10 protein-coding genes are annotated in these 14373 nt (G+C 58.2%); 5 read left to right on the forward strand and 5 right to left on the reverse strand.

What is annotated here, in order from left to right; all coding sequences use genetic code 11:
• Nucleotides 1-134: 134 nt before the first annotated feature.
• On the reverse strand, nt 135-3557 hold the full coding sequence (gene mfd, locus BR41_RS05665) for a transcription-repair coupling factor (RefSeq protein WP_035053997.1): 3423 nt from the start codon (nt 3555-3557) through the stop codon (nt 135-137).
• Between the two features lie 484 nt (nt 3558-4041).
• Between mfd and BR41_RS05670 the strand changes: the two genes are divergently transcribed.
• Both BR41_RS05670 and BR41_RS05675 read left to right on the forward strand, forming a co-directional pair.
• Nucleotides 4042-4335: a hypothetical protein gene (locus tag BR41_RS05670; RefSeq protein ID WP_035053999.1), complete on the forward strand. Its 294-nt coding sequence runs from the start codon at nt 4042-4044 to the stop codon at nt 4333-4335.
• 128 nt (nt 4336-4463) lie between these two features.
• A complete protein-coding gene (locus tag BR41_RS05675) occupies nt 4464-4949 on the forward strand; it encodes a M14 family metallopeptidase (RefSeq protein WP_211251675.1) in 486 nt (161 codons plus the stop codon).
• Between the two features lie 149 nt (nt 4950-5098).
• Here the strand turns inward: BR41_RS05675 and BR41_RS05680 are convergent, their stop codons facing one another.
• Nucleotides 5099-6406 (reverse strand): polysaccharide deacetylase family protein, encoded by a 1308-nt coding sequence (locus BR41_RS05680; protein ID WP_035054001.1) that lies wholly within the window; start codon nt 6404-6406, stop codon nt 5099-5101.
• A 644-nt stretch (nt 6407-7050) separates the two neighbouring features.
• Between BR41_RS05680 and BR41_RS05685 the strand changes: the two genes are divergently transcribed.
• The 3 genes from BR41_RS05685 to rlmB all read left to right on the forward strand — a co-directional run bounded on the left by BR41_RS05685 (nt 7051) and on the right by rlmB (nt 11133).
• On the forward strand, nt 7051-7920 hold the full coding sequence (locus tag BR41_RS05685; RefSeq protein ID WP_084186856.1) for a substrate-binding periplasmic protein: 870 nt from the start codon (nt 7051-7053) through the stop codon (nt 7918-7920).
• 341 nt (nt 7921-8261) lie between these two features.
• Nucleotides 8262-10076 carry a diguanylate cyclase domain-containing protein gene (locus tag BR41_RS22715; RefSeq protein WP_051710262.1) on the forward strand — a complete coding sequence of 605 codons (1815 nt, stop codon included), beginning with the start codon at nt 8262-8264 and terminating at the stop codon, nt 10074-10076.
• Nucleotides 10077-10383: 307 nt separating this feature from the next.
• Entirely contained in the window at nt 10384-11133 is a 750-nt protein-coding gene (gene rlmB, locus BR41_RS05695; protein ID WP_035054003.1) for a 23S rRNA (guanosine(2251)-2'-O)-methyltransferase RlmB, read from the forward strand.
• Between the two features lie 116 nt (nt 11134-11249).
• Here the strand turns inward: rlmB and BR41_RS05700 are convergent, their stop codons facing one another.
• The 3 genes from BR41_RS05700 to hrcA form a co-directional block, all read right to left on the reverse strand.
• A complete protein-coding gene (locus BR41_RS05700) occupies nt 11250-11996 on the reverse strand; it encodes a substrate-binding periplasmic protein (protein ID WP_035054005.1) in 747 nt (248 codons plus the stop codon).
• Nucleotides 11997-12021: 25 nt separating this feature from the next.
• Nucleotides 12022-13062, reverse strand: a complete 1041-nt coding sequence (mltB, locus tag BR41_RS05705) for a lytic murein transglycosylase B (RefSeq protein WP_051710265.1) — start codon at nt 13060-13062, stop codon at nt 12022-12024.
• Between the two features lie 134 nt (nt 13063-13196).
• Complete coding sequence (gene hrcA, locus BR41_RS05710; RefSeq protein WP_035054007.1) at nt 13197-14216, reverse strand: heat-inducible transcriptional repressor HrcA; 1020 nt, start codon at nt 14214-14216, stop codon at nt 13197-13199.
• Between the last annotated feature and the right edge of the window lie 157 nt (nt 14217-14373).

Raw genomic sequence — 14373 nt, forward strand, 5'->3', positions numbered from 1 at the left:
TTTCCATAGCATTTGCGCCAATTGATCGGAGTAGTCTGCATCGAATCAAGGGAGTCGGTTCCCCTCGCCCGTTTACGGGAGAGGGGCTAGGGGTGAGGGCGCCGTTCGGCGGAGCGTGAACCCCCAAGCAAAACCTACCCCAACTCCCCCAGCAACTCCTTCACCCGCACCGCCCGCAGCACCGCCTCCGGCCAGTTGCCATCGATGCGCAGCCGATCCGGCGGCACCATCTTGTAGTTCTTCTTCGACTGCACCAGCTGAATGATCTTGAACGGCTCGACCACGGTGTTCTTGGCAAAGGTGATCACGATGGCGGAATCGGCGGCGTCGATCTTGGCGATGCCGGCCGGTTTGGCGAGCATCCGCAGCTTGTGGCAATCGAGCAGCACGCGGGCGGCGTCGGGCAAGAGGCCGAAGCGGTCGATCAGCTCTTGCTGCATGTCGTCCAGCTCTTCCGGCGTATCGCAGTTGGCGAGGCGCTTGTACAGGCTCAGCCGCTCGTGCACATCCGGGCAATAACTTTCCGGCAGCAGCGCCGGGGAGTGCAGATTGATTTCAGTGGTGACGCCCAGCGGCTGGCTCAGATCCGGCTCCTTGCCTTTCTTGAGCGCCTTGACCGCTTCGCTGAGCATTTGCGAGTACAGCGAGAAGCCGATTTCCTGCATCTCGCCCGATTGCGAATCGCCCAGCACTTCGCCCGCGCCGCGGATTTCCAGATCGTGCATGGCGAGGTAGAAACCCGCGCCGAGTTCTTCCATCTGCTGGATCGCTTCCAGCCGCTTTTTCGCGTCCGCCGTCATGCCTTGCACATCCGGCACCAGCAGATACGCATACGCCTGATGGTGCGAGCGGCCGACGCGGCCACGCATCTGGTGCAGCTGCGCCAGACCGAACTTGTCGGCCCGGTTCATCAGGATGGTGTTGGCGTTGGGGATGTCGATACCGGTTTCGATGATGGTGGTGCACAACAGCACGTTGAAGCGCTGCTGGTTGAAATCCCGCATCACGTGTTCGAGCTCGCGCTCGCGCATCTGGCCGTGGGCGACGCCGATGCGGGCTTCGGGCAGCAGCGCGGTGAGTTTCTCGCGCATGTTCTCGATGGTGTCGACTTCGTTGTGCAGGAAGAACACCTGCCCGCCGCGCTTGAGTTCGCGCAGCGCCGCTTCGCGAATGATGCCGTCCGAGAATTTGGCGACGAAGGTCTTGACCGCCAGCCGCTTGGATGGCGCGGTGGCGATCACCGAGAAATCGCGCAGGCCTTCGAGCGACATCGCCAGCGTGCGCGGGATCGGTGTGGCGGTGAGCGTCAGCACATCCACATCGGCGCGCAGTGCTTTCAGCTGTTCTTTCTGGCGCACGCCAAAGCGGTGTTCCTCATCGATGATGACGAGGCCGAGCTTGCTGAACTGCACATCCGGTTGCACCAGCTTGTGCGTGCCGATGACGATATCGACCGTGCCATCCGCCAAGCCCTTCATTGCGGCGGCGACTTCCTTGGGCGAGCGGAAGCGCGACAGCTCGACGATCTTGATCGGCCAATCCGAGAAGCGGTCGGTGAAGGTCTGGAAGTGTTGTTCGGCCAGCAAGGTGGTCGGCACCAGCACAGCGACCTGTTTGCCACCGACCACGGCGGCGAAGGCGGCGCGCAAGGCGACTTCGGTTTTGCCAAAGCCTACGTCGCCACAGACCAGCCGATCCATCGGCCGGTCGATGCGCATGTCGACCAGCACCGCTTCGATGGCAGCGGCTTGATCGGCGGTTTCATCAAAGCCAAAGCCGGCGGCAAAGGCTTCGTAATCGTGATGGCTCCATTCGAAGGCGTGGCCTTTGCGGGCGGCGCGGCGGGCGTAGAGGTTGAGCAGTTCGGCGGCAGTATCCCGCACTTGTTCGGCGGCTTTGCGCTTGGCTTTATCCCAGGAGCCGGAGCCGGAGCCGAGCTTGTGCATGGGCGCGGCATCGGCCGCACCGCCGGAGTAACGCGAAATCACATGCAGTTGCGACACCGGCACGTAGAGCTTGTCGTCCCCGGCGTATTCGATCAGCAGCAGCTCGGTAGGGCCTTCGCCCAAATCCATCGAGACGAGGCCCTGATAGCGGCCGATGCCGTGTGCTTCGTGCACCACCGCGTCGCCGATTTTCAGTTCGGAAAGATCGCGCAGCATCGCATCCGTATTGCTGCGCTTTTGCTGCTTCTTGCCGCGCGACTGCGCCACCGTGGCGTAGAGGCTGGCCTCGGTGATGATGGCGGTCTGGTTGGCCGTTTCGATGAAGCCGTTGTATAGCGGTGCAGCGGCCAGCATCACCGGCGCTTTGCTGGCAACGAAATCAGCCCAGTTTTCGACGACTTCCGGTTTCAAGCCATATTCGGCAAAGAACTGCGCCATCGTCTCGCGCCGGCCGAGGCTTTCGGCACAGATCAGGGCGCGATGGCCGGCTTTGTTGTGGCGGGCGAGGAAATCGGTGAGTTTCTGGATCGGGTGTTCGGCACGGCGATCGACATCCAGTTGCGGGAGCGGGGCGGTCGAGAGCGATTCGGAAGCCTGGCCGATTTCACCAGCGGCAATTTCCAAACGCCGGAACGCCTTGAGCGCCGCGAACAACTCATCCGGCGGCAGGTAGATTTCCTTTGGCTGCAGGATCGGCCGGTCTTTCTCGCCGGCGAGGTTGCGGTAACGGTCTTGCGTATCGGCCCAGAAGCGTTGCGCGGCCAGATGGGCGTCGCCATGCAGCACGACCAGCGCATCCTTGGGCAGATAGTCGAGCAGCGTTGCGGTGCTATCGAAGAACAACGGCAGGTAGTACTCGACGCCAGCGGGCGTCACCCCGGCGCTCAGGTCTTTATATAAGCGGCTCTTGCTTGGGTCGCCCTCGAACACTTCGCGGAAACGCTGGCGGAACTTGGTGCGCCCGCCATCATCCAGCGGAAACTCGCGCGCCGGCAGCAGGCGGATTTCTGGCACCGGGTAGAGGCTGCGCTGGGTATCGACATCGAAGGTGCGGATGGTTTCGATTTCATCGTCGAACAGGTCGAGTCGGTACGGCAGCGTGCTGCCCATCGGGTAGAGATCGACCAGACCGCCGCGAATCGAGAACTCGCCGGGGCTATACACCTGTGTGACATGGCTGTAGCCGGCAAAGGCCAAGTCGGCACGCAGTTTTTCCGGGTCGAATTTCTCGCCTTTTTTCAGGAAGAAGGTATAGGCCGCCAGAAACTCGACCGGCGCCAGCCGGCTCATGGCCGTCTGCAGCGGCACCAGGATCACGTCGGCCTTTTGCTCGCGCACTTGCCACAGCGTTGCCAGGCGCTCCGAGATCAAATCCTGATGCGGGCTGAAATGATCGTAGGGCAGCGTTTCCCAGTCCGGCAGCTGCAGCACGGTTTTGCCGGGGGCGAAGAAGGCGATCTCATCCTTGAGCCGCGCCGCATCTTGCGCGCTGGCGGTGAGGATCAGCAGCGGGCGGACGGCATCGCTGTAATCGGCGAGCAGACGGGCATCGTAAGAGCCGTGCGGTTGGGCAAGTTGCAGGCGTTCGCCGGAGCGGGGCAGGGCTGGCATGAGGCAGGGAGCTGGCAGGAGGCGAAGACGCGATTATACGGCTTGCGGGTGACGGGTGATCCGCCCACATGTTGTCCCCTCTCCCGCTTGCGGGAGAGGGTTAGGGAGAGGGGGGTGAAAAGGAAGCTGCCAGCGATGCAGCCCTCACCCCCGGCCCCTCTCCCACGCGTGGGAGAGGGGAGTGTTTAGTCGATTGCTACGGTTGCGTGGCTTGACCGGCCCCAAGCCGGTACGGAATACTTTGTGCGTTGTGTTTGACGACGCAACACACGGGTTTGACGACCCGAACATAGAGGCGGACGACCGCTGCTCAGCGGTTTTTTATTGTCCGCAATACCCTTGGTACGTCCTCTTTGGCGGGCCTTGGCAGGGGCACCCTCGGGTGCGCCGGTTCCTCTATGCCGGTTCGTCAACCTTGCCTTGTGCCCGCCACCTTCGTTTGACGACGAAGTGGCGGTGTGAAACCGCAATAGAGGAGGCTCCCATGCCCAACGCACCTCAAGGTACGCCCGCACCACCAATCCCGCGTTACATTCCCGATTCCGGTCCGATTGGCCGCACGGCGGAAGACTTCGCCAGCTACGGCATGGACTGCGTGGACGAACTCGGCCGGCTGTTCCAAATCCTCGCCCGCATCGTGCCGCCTGGCTCCGCCGCGTATCAACTCACCCAAACGGGGATTTTTCTGGCGAACGAGCGGCGCTGTGCCATTAATATGGCGCGGGGATCGGCGAAGGAATTCAGGGAATTCAAGGTAAAGGAAAAAGACCGGAAGTAGTCGGTTTTTGGCAGGAATGGGCCAGCGCTTGAAAAGGCGCTGGCTTTTTAGTTTCCGGAGCCGGCTTGCATTTATCGGCAATATTGGATTGATATCCGAAGCTGCGATGTAAATTCAATATCAATGCCATGCGCTTTGCCGCCGAGATCGGCGTGCCCGAACACGTGATCGTCGATGCTGGCCATCCCAATGGCAAACGGATGCGCGACTACGGTGGTTTTGGCGATCCGGCCAGCCCCAAGAATGCCTTGCTGATCGAGACCGGGCAGCATTTCTCGAAGCGCAGCAGGGATGTGGCGCTGGATGCCGCGGGCCGCTTCCTGATCAAGACGGGCGTGCTGGATGTGGCCGACCTGGCGGGCTTTCTGCTACCCGCTGAACCGGTAGCGCAACGCTTCTTCCGGGTTACGGAACCGGTCGTGGCAGGCACGATGGATTTCCAGTTCAGTGAAGACTGCCGGGGCATGGCATTGATCGAGCGTGCAGGCACCGTGATTGCTCGCGATCGCGCGCTGAAGATTGTTACCCCTTACGAAAATTGCACCATTGTCATGCCGTCGTTACGCCATCTTGGTCCGGGTGTGACCGTGATGCGGTTGGCGTATACGCTGTAAAGCCAGGCTTCATGCAAGACATGGGGTCGCTTCTAATTCATCGAAGTGAATTCAACCGTCGCAAATAGAATTCTTCTGAGCTTTTATGTGTAGCCAGTAGAGCGGCGCTATCCATTATCAGATATGGATAGCGCCATCCGCTTGTTTGGTTATTTTGCTGATTTTTTGGCGGATTTCATTGTGACGTGAGCTGGGCGGGTATGTAGCTTCCAATACCTTGTTTCGTAAAAAATCTTATCCCACTCTGCCATCGTAGTTGGCTTTGTTGCCAATTTGGCATAATCGATAATTTCTCCTCCGGTCACAAAGTAAGCATCAGGGTACTTGCTCTGTACTTCTTTGACAAAATCGATCATCCCTTGCAACTGAAATTCACTATCTTTGTTGTCACCATGCAAGGATCTTAGATGAATATGGACACCAAATGGCGTTCTGTCATTGTTATAGTGATTCAGAAAATGAAACATCCAGAAATCCTGCACTTGCTTCGCGTTATTGCAATCATTGAAACAATATGTCCAGGCTTGATCCATGGATGCAGCAACAGGCGTCGTGTGTTCAGGGGGAGTCCATGCTTTATTCATCAAGATATGCCATGATTTTTCTGGATCATCCGCCGTAGCATATTTGGGATAGCCGTAAGTTGGCCAGTCAAAGTCACTCTTGTTATGTATATCGCACCACTTCAGGTTATAGCTCTCTTTCGTTTCGCCACACACCCGTAACCCTTGCCTTGGTGAAGGGTCTGCCGGATTACTGGGTGCTCCTCGCATTTCCGAAAATGAGCTTTCATAGATAATGCCGTGGAGGTTGAAGAATTTCTGCAGTGCCGTCAATGCTTCATCCCTCGATGGAATAGAGTCTCTTCCCTGTACCTGATCTTCCGTATATGGCGCCCTGAACCCCCTGATGGCGGAGGCAGGTACCTTGCTGTTTGTTAAGTTTTGGAGGTTTAAGGTTAATTCCTCGGTAATTTCTTCAGGAAATATGACATCCTTATACTCCTTATCCTTTTGCACTAAATGATAGTGCGTATACGTATGCAATGCGATTTCATTTCCTTCATTATATTTTTTTAGTATCAGGTCTGGCTCAGCGATGCATGGGTTGCCTGCCGTCGCATTTTTCTTGCCAGTGCTGTCTACACATTGCCATGCCCGCAACTTATTGCGTTCCTCAGGCGTGCTCGCGTTACTGCCATCAATGAAGCTGACAAAAAAAGTCCAGGGCACGGGCAATTTCGCTGTGTATTCGGCCATTTCTGCCGTCACCCCATCATCAATGGAGAACATGATGAGTTGCGGCTTGGTGGTTTCCGCAGCCGGGCTCGCTCCCGCGCCAACCAGCATGACAAGCCCCAGCCCCAAGCCAAGCCGGGCCAGGTACAAGGGTAATTCGCGTGCCAGCCCATTGGGGCGGACATGATCGCAATGTGGATCTGCAGCCATTTTTTTCATGATCTTCTCCAAGCGGTATGTTCGATATCCCGGCGTAATCCGAATGTCGATATTGTCTGATTGAAATCGATATTTGATCGCGGTGAAGTCTTCCTTTAATTGGATTGAGATCCAAATTTAGGCAGGAGAATTCCTTAATCAACTCCACGTGGATGAATGGACGTAATTGGAGTTTTCTTGCGTGGTTTGAAAGATGTGTTTAATGCAAAGGCCGATGGTCGGTTTCTGCTCATTGAAAATAGACGAGTGAAGATATCCAATCTATGGCTAGGTTTTTATATGCTCACTTATTATTTTGGCGATATCCATGACATATAAAAATGAATCAACGGAATGACAAGGTTTGCCGGATAAGGCGTGTTCGTTGCTATTGCTGACAAAGATTTGCCGTCGATCGCAATGCGGGTGTCGCAATAGTCAGTAAATATGTAAGAAGGCGGCTCGTGTTGCAGTTGATCGGCCAAGCGTTGACGGAGCGCCTTGCATGCTTATATTTCATAGTACGTTCCGGCAACCAATAAGATGCGTGCACTTATTTGAATGGAAGATCAATCCATTTAATGGTGTTTGATGATTTGGAATGCAGGTATTGCAGGTCGAGCGACCGGCGCTGATAGCGGTATTTCCGAAGTAAAGGAGGGCATATGCTAATCGGACAACGTTCTGCACAAGTCGTGCTCTCCGTGGCGTGCGTATTTCTGATCGCGACGGGCTGTCATGCCGCGAGGATGATTGTTTTCTATCCTCGGTCAGAGATGGGAGACGATCAGAGAAATACGTATCCAATCATGATATTGGATTTGGCATTAAAGAAATCAGGAATGGATTATGAATTGAAGCCTTGCAAACTCTTGATGCAACAGCAAAGAGCATTGACTCAGCTTGCGCATGGTATGGATGTCGATGTTTTCTGGTCGATGACATCGAAGCAACGGGAGGCGGACTTGATGCCGATCCGCATTCCGATCGATAAAGGTTTGTTGGGCTGGCGGCTCTTTTTGATCCGGAAAGGCAGTCAGGAAAAATTTGATCGTGTCACCGATCCGAATCAGCTCAAAGCGATGGTCGCGGCGCAAGGGCACGACTGGCCGGACATGAAGATCCTGCAAGGCAATGGTTTTACCGTTCAGGGGGTGTCGAGTTATGAAAGCCTCTTCAAGATGCTGCAGTCCGGCCGCATTGACTATATACCGCGCTCGGTAGGGGAAATCTGGGGCGAAGCTGATAAATATGCAACTGATGATCTGGTGGTCGAGAATAACTGGGTCATTCAATATCCGACCGCTGAGTATTTCTTCGTCAACAAGGAAAATACGGTATTGGCCAGTGCGCTTGAACGAGGTCTGAAAATCGCGATTCGGGATGGCTCGTTTGAAAAGATATTTCTCCAATACTATGGGGCGTTGCTCAACCGGGCCAATTTGAAGGCGCGCCATCTGCTCAAGTTGGCAAACCCGCTGCTTGAAATTCCTATCTCGCTGGACAACACCGACTATTGGTTCAAGCCTTCCTGACCCTGCCTGATCGGGATGTGCTTGCTTGTCCGGCCCCGCCAGCCGTCGGATCACGACGCGGTCGGTCTCTCCGCTGCTACATCCCGGCGATGGCTGCTGAGGCGGATGCCTGTTGCGTGACAACGGATCGGCACAGCAAACCCAAACTGGCCGCTACAAACAATCTGCGCGCAAGCTGCCGCGTTTCAAACAGCCGGCCTGATAAAACTCCGCTCGTCTTCCGTCTGCGAGGCGCTGATCGGCAGTTGATTTTTCCCCTCAAGCACAGAATCATGAGCGCTTGTTTTTCTTCCATTTCTTTTGCAGTAGCCGCTCATATTCTTTCTGGAATATTTACTGACGTGAAACGCCAATCCTGGCCCGAACTGGTCGCTCTGGCTGTCTTGTATGCGCTGGCCCAATGGGGGACGCGCTACATCGCGCCACCAGACCACTACAGCTCGCTCATTGCCCCAGCGGCAGGCGTGGCGCTGGCCGGCATGCTGCTGATCGGGCCGCGCTGCTGGCCGGTCATCGCGGCGACGGCATGGTTGCTGCCAGCCATGCAAGGCTTGCCGCCGCTGGCCGTGCTGCAATTGACGGTGATCGCCACGGTGCAGCCCTTGTTGGTGGCGAGCCTGTTGCCCGGCTTTGCGCCGGATGGCGAATTGCGGGTGCGCGACGGCATGCGGCTGGTGGCCACCGGCCCGTTGCTGGGGGCCGGGCTGGCGGCGATTTGCGGCTGTATTGTGCTCCGGCTGTTCAAGCCGGAGCTGATCGGCGCGGGTTTCGACCAATGGCTGCTGTGGTGGCTGGGCGATGCGCTCGGCATGCTCGCCATCGTGCCGATGAGCTTGGCGTTGCGCGCCGAGCGGCAAAGCATCCGCGCCAACTGGGTGATCGAGCTGACGCTGGTGGTGGCGGTGGCCGCCGCCAGTTCGATACTGATCTACCGTCGCATCGACCTTGGCTTTGCCGATCTGCAGTTCCTGCTGTTTCCGCTCATCATCTGGTCCGCCTTGCGCCTGGGGCACATCGGCAATGGCTGGGTGGTGCTGACGACCGGTGCGGTGGCGGCGGTGACGGTGAATGCCCGTGGCTACGTGAGCATCGTCGAGCTTTCCATCCTCTTGCTGCTGGTGAGCGTGGCCGTTACCGGCCTGTTGCTGGCGGCATCCAGCCGTGAAGAGGCGAAGGCCAGCAAGGCGGCGAAGCTGGCGGCGCAAGTGTTCGACAACGCCAGCGAAGGCATCGTGATCACCGATGCCAGCGCCAATATCGTGGCGGTCAATCCGGCGTTCAGCCGCATCACCGGTTTCCCGGCGGCCAAGGCCATCGGCCGGGTGTCGCGTATTTTCGATACCCACGGCAAGGTGCGTGAATTCAATCAGGACGTGCTGACCCAGCTGGATATCCACGGCATGTGGCAGGGCGAAACGCTGGATCGGCGCAAGAACGGTGATATCTATTCGGCTTGGCTGTCGATCAGCGCGGTGCGCGATGACTACGGCGACATCAGCAACTATGTTGGCGTGTTTTCCGACTACACCAGCCGCAAGGAAGCCGAGCAGCGTTTGCTGTTCATGGCCAGCCATGACCCGCTGACGGGGCTGCACAACCGGGCGGCGATGAACGATGCGCTGGTGCGTGCCGTGCAGCGGGCCGAGCAGGAAAACCGCCAGCTGGCGCTGTTCTTCATCGATCTGGATGGCTTCAAGCCGATCAACGATACGCTGGGCCATGATGTGGGCGACGAGCTGCTCAAGGTGATCGCATTGCGGCTCAACAACGGTTTGAAAGAGGGTGATGTGATCGCCCGTTTGGGCGGCGATGAGTTCACGGTGCTGGTCGAAAATGTCCGTTACGACGACGAACTCGCCAGCATCGCGCAGCGCATGCTGACTGATCTGGCGCAGCCGGTGGTGCTGCGTGATCAGCCGCTGTCGGTCAGCGCCTCGATCGGCATCGGGCGCTATCCGCAGACAGCGCATGATCCGGTCGAGCTGCTCAAGCACGCAGATCTGGCGATGTATCAGGCCAAGCAGGGTGGCAAGAACAACTTCTGTTTTTATCAACCGCCGCGCTCGGTGCCACCTCTGGCGCAGCAATCAAGCGACGTCGCGATGAAGCGGATGGCAGCGGCGCCGGCGCAACAGTCGCTGGATTCGCCGGGCTAAGGCCTGTTCACGATCTTGCGGAGTAAGTCTGTTTCAAATGCCACTGGTTTTTGCCTCCCCCTTTTTGTGCCGTGTGAATCTTTGATTCATCCAGGCATAGGGGAGTGAGGGGGATTTAGACGTTGCTGCAAATTGAGATGCCGCAGAAATCCCCCCTAACCCCCCTTCAAAAAAGGGGGGAACAACAGCGTCTTCCATGACTTTGAAGTATGGCAAGCAACATCTGTCCATAAGTTAGTCCGGGTGTTGCTGGACGCCCGTGCGCCGCTCGGGTAACGTCCCGCGCCTGACTCGTCCGAGATTTTCCATGCAAAACAACAAGCTCATCCACGGTTTCCATGCCGTCTCCACCCGCCTCAAGCGCTTTCCGGACAGCATTACCGAGCTGTATCTGAACGCCAGCCGGCTCGACAACCGCATGCGCGAGTTGATGAAACTGGCCGAGGCGCAGGGTGCCAAGGTGTTGCTGGTGGATGAAAAACGTCTGGATGGGCTGACTGCTGGCGGCAAGCATCAGGGCGTGGCGGCGTTGATCGATGCCGGCAAATCCTACATCGCCATCGAGGACGTGCTGGATGACCTGACCGAGCCGCCTTTCCTGTTGGTGCTCGACGGCATTACCGATCCGCACAATCTCGGCGCTTGCTTGCGGGTTGCCGATGCGATGGGTGTGCATGCAGTGATCGCGCCAAAGGACAAATCGGTGGGCGTCAACGCCACCGTTTCCAAGGTGGCCTGCGGTGCGGCCGAGGTGATGCCATATGTGATGGTCACCAATCTGGCTCGTACGTTGCGTGACCTGAAAGAGCGGGAAATCTGGATTGCCGGCACAGCGGCCGATGCCCACGTCGATCTGCATCACTTCGACGGCGGTGCTGGCCCGATTGCCTGGGTGCTGGGCAGCGAAGGCGAGGGCATGCGCCGCCTGACGCGTGAGCACTGCGATGTGCTGGTGTCGATCCCGATGTTCGGTTCGGTGGAAAGCCTGAATGTGTCGGTGGCGACGGGGATCGTGCTGGCGGAATCGCGCCGGCAGCGGACGTTGGCGAAGGGGTGAGTCGTACTTCACGATTTTCTGTAGGAGCGAGCTTGCTCGCGATAGCAATGGTGGATTGATTTCACCGGAGTCATCGCGAGCAAGCTCGCTCCTACAATGTTTCAAACCGTGGTTTGCTACTCACTCAACGGCGGCACGGCATCCAGGTAATGCGCCAGGATGCGTGCATAGCTGCCGTCCTGGCGCATTTGCGTAATGGCTTTGTCGAAGGCGTCGCGCACTTTCGGGTCGCGGAAGGCTACCCGGTAGGGCTTGGGCGGGAAGATATGGTGGACGCGAACCGGGTGGGCAGCGGATTCCGGCAGCTGCGCCATGATGACGCGGAAAATCCGCTCGTCGCCGACCGTGACATCCACCACGCCGTTGTACAGCAGCCGGTTCAAGTCGACGTCGTTGTTTTCTTCGCGGTAATCCGGGCTGGCGTTGGCTGCTGCGGCAAAGCGCGGGCCGAGGAAGTTGGTGGCGCGGCGGAAAGTGACGATCCGGTAATTGCGTAGGTCGTCGATGTTCCGCAGCTCCAGTTTGCGTGATTGCAGGCTGAAGGCCGCGTGCTGGAATTCGATATACGGCACCGAGAACGCCGCTTTCAAGCCGGATGATTCGTCCATCGTGCCGGCCGCATCGATCTGGCCATTCTGATAGCCCCAGATCACCCGTTCCAGCGGCGTATAGACCATTTTGGCTTCGTAGCCGCTCCGGCGTAGCGCCTCCCGGATCAGGTCGACCTCGATACCGCGATCTTCCTTGGCATACACATAGGGTGGAATTGACGCGATCAGGCCGACCCGGATTGGCTCGCCGCCGTGTGCCAAGGCGCTAAAAAGGGTAAGGGCGGCCAGCCCCGCCCCAATCCAGGTTCTCATTGCGGTTCCCTGCTTAACGACCTGCTCACCAGTGCGATTTACGCTTTGCGGCCACTTTGGGCTGCGGCGTCGTCAAATCCTTGGTCTCGGTATACGCCTTGCGGATCTGATCCGCCAAGCCGGCGACGGCGCTCGCGTACAAGGTGCTCTTGTTGTAGCGGGTGAGCGCGTAGAAATTGGTGAAGCCGAGGTAATGGCGCGTGAAGCCCGGTTCGGTTTCCAGCGTGAACAGCACCGCTTGCTGCGCCGGGTCGGTTTCGGTCAGCGGTGTTACGCCTTTCTGCATCAGCGCTTCCACCGTGTAATGCAGATTGAATTTGTCCGCCAGCAAGGGCTCGATCTGGTCGCCGGCCACGTTCACCGGTTGCATGATCGCGCCGCCTTTTTGCCAGCCATAGGCGACGAGGAAGTTGGCAACGCTGGCCATGGCATCGACCGGTGTCCCCCAGATATCGCGATGGTGGTCGCCATTCCAGTCGACGGCGTATTTGCGAAAGCTCGACGGCATGAACTGAGGCCAACCCATCGCGCCGGCGTAGGAGCCCATGAAGGACAGCGGATCGGCGTTTTCTTCGCGCGCCAGGATCAGGAATTCGGTCAGCTCGTTCATGAAGAAATCAGCGCGGCGCGGGTAATCGAAGGCAATGGTGGTCAGCACATCCAGCACGCGGAAGCTGCCGGTGTTGCGGCCGTACAGGGTTTCGCAGCCGATGACAGCGGTGACGATCTCCGGCGGCACACCATAGCGTTCTTCGATGGCGTCGAGCTCGGTCTTGTAGCGGCGCATGAAACGCGCACCGCCAACGATGCGGGTCGGGTTGATGAAATTATCGCGGAACTGATACCACGGCCGGCTGGTGGAGGGCCGGTCGAGGATGTCCAGCACGTTTGGCTTCGTATTGACGCGCTTGAAGAGGGCGTTCAGCTCGGCACGATCGAAGCCTTGCTCGGATGAGACCTGGTTCAGGTATTCCTGCACTTCCGGGCGCGCCAGCAGGGCCTCGTCGGCGTGAGCAACAGAAAAGGGCAACAGCGCGAACAGCGCCGTGATGAGGGTTTTACGCATGGGGATTCCGGGATAAGGCGCGCTGGATAACCGTTACCCAGCAAAGCGGTGCTGGCAAGGCACGCGAAACGCAGGCAGTACATAAGGTACGGCAAGTGAGCGTAACGCAGCCAGCAGGGTTTTGTTAACGGCGCTCATTGGGACAGCGCGCTCGATAGCAGCTTAGCCGTGATATTTACAATGGGGATGACGCGCTCGTAGGCCATCCGGCTCGGGCCGATGACGCCGAGCGTGCCGACAATTTCGCCGTTGGCGTGATAGGGCGCGGCGATCACCGAACAATCGTCTAGCGGTGCCAGGCCTGATTCACCGCCAATAAAGATCTGCACCCCTTCCGCTTGGTTCCCGAGTTCCAGCAATTGCAGCAACGCCGTCTTGCGATCGAACAGATCGAACAACTGGCGCAAGCGTTGCACGTTGGCCGCCAGATCATCGCTATCGAGCAGATTGCGTTCGCCGGAAATCAGCAGGTGCTCGCCGCCGGTAGCCGGGCTGACGGCGGCATTGAGCAACGCCACCATTTCGCCCTTGAGCGCAAAGACGTCTGCCTCAACGAAGGCCCGCAGATGGCTCAGGGTGTGGCCAGCGCAATGCTGGTTCAGGAAATTGGCCGCCTCGATCAGTTGCGCTGCCGAATAGACCGTTTGCGTATGCAGGATGCGATTTTGCACATCGCCGTCGTTGGTCACCAGGATCAGCAGGATGCGGTTGTCCGAGAGGCGCAGGAACTCTACATGTTGCAGAACAGCCTCTTGCCGCTTGCCCATCACCACCACGCCGGCAAAGTGCGTGAGTTGGGATAAAAGCTGCGATGCGGCGGCGATGCTGCGCTGCGGACTATCGCTGGGAATGCTGGCCGACGACATCTGCGCCGCCATGACGCGGGCTGGATCAAACAACTCGCGCTGCTGCGCAATCATCAGCGAATCGACAAAGAAACGATAACCGCGCGAGGTGGGAATGCGCCCGGCCGAGGTATGCGGGCTGGCGATGAAACCGAGGTCTTCCAGCTCCGCCATCACGTTGCGGATCGTCGCCGGGCTGACGTCGAGGCCCGCCGCCTGGGCCAGCGTTTTCGAGCCCACGGGTTGGCCGTCGGCGATGTATCGCTCGACCAGCGTACGCAACAGGATTTGGGCGCGTTCATTCAGCATGACCGGATTCTAAGCGATTGTGCCGTGACTCTGGGGCGGGGGATTGGTGCTGTGGGTTGCTTGCGACATGAGAAAAAGATGTGGGTGGGATGGCGTGATTGCAATGGCTGACTGCCAGTCGCACAAATGTCAGGGTGATTTGACCGCAGTTTTGCAG

This window comes from Andreprevotia chitinilytica DSM 18519, assembly GCF_000711875.1.
In the GTDB taxonomy this organism is placed as follows: Bacteria; Pseudomonadota; Gammaproteobacteria; order Burkholderiales; family Chitinibacteraceae; genus Andreprevotia; species Andreprevotia chitinilytica.

Coding starts and splice junctions, on each gene's coding strand:
- mfd (WP_035053997.1), bottom strand. CDS start 3,557: ATGCCAGCCCTGCCCCGCTCCGGCGAACGCCTGCAACTTGCCCAACCG.
- BR41_RS05670 (WP_035053999.1), top strand. CDS start 4,042: ATGCCCAACGCACCTCAAGGTACGCCCGCACCACCAATCCCGCGTTAC.
- BR41_RS05675 (WP_211251675.1), top strand. CDS start 4,464: ATGCGCTTTGCCGCCGAGATCGGCGTGCCCGAACACGTGATCGTCGAT.
- BR41_RS05680 (WP_035054001.1), bottom strand. CDS start 6,406: ATGAAAAAAATGGCTGCAGATCCACATTGCGATCATGTCCGCCCCAAT.
- BR41_RS05685 (WP_084186856.1), top strand. CDS start 7,051: ATGCTAATCGGACAACGTTCTGCACAAGTCGTGCTCTCCGTGGCGTGC.
- rlmB (WP_035054003.1), top strand. CDS start 10,384: ATGCAAAACAACAAGCTCATCCACGGTTTCCATGCCGTCTCCACCCGC.
- BR41_RS05700 (WP_035054005.1), bottom strand. CDS start 11,996: ATGAGAACCTGGATTGGGGCGGGGCTGGCCGCCCTTACCCTTTTTAGC.
- mltB (WP_051710265.1), bottom strand. CDS start 13,062: ATGCGTAAAACCCTCATCACGGCGCTGTTCGCGCTGTTGCCCTTTTCT.
- hrcA (WP_035054007.1), bottom strand. CDS start 14,216: ATGCTGAATGAACGCGCCCAAATCCTGTTGCGTACGCTGGTCGAGCGA.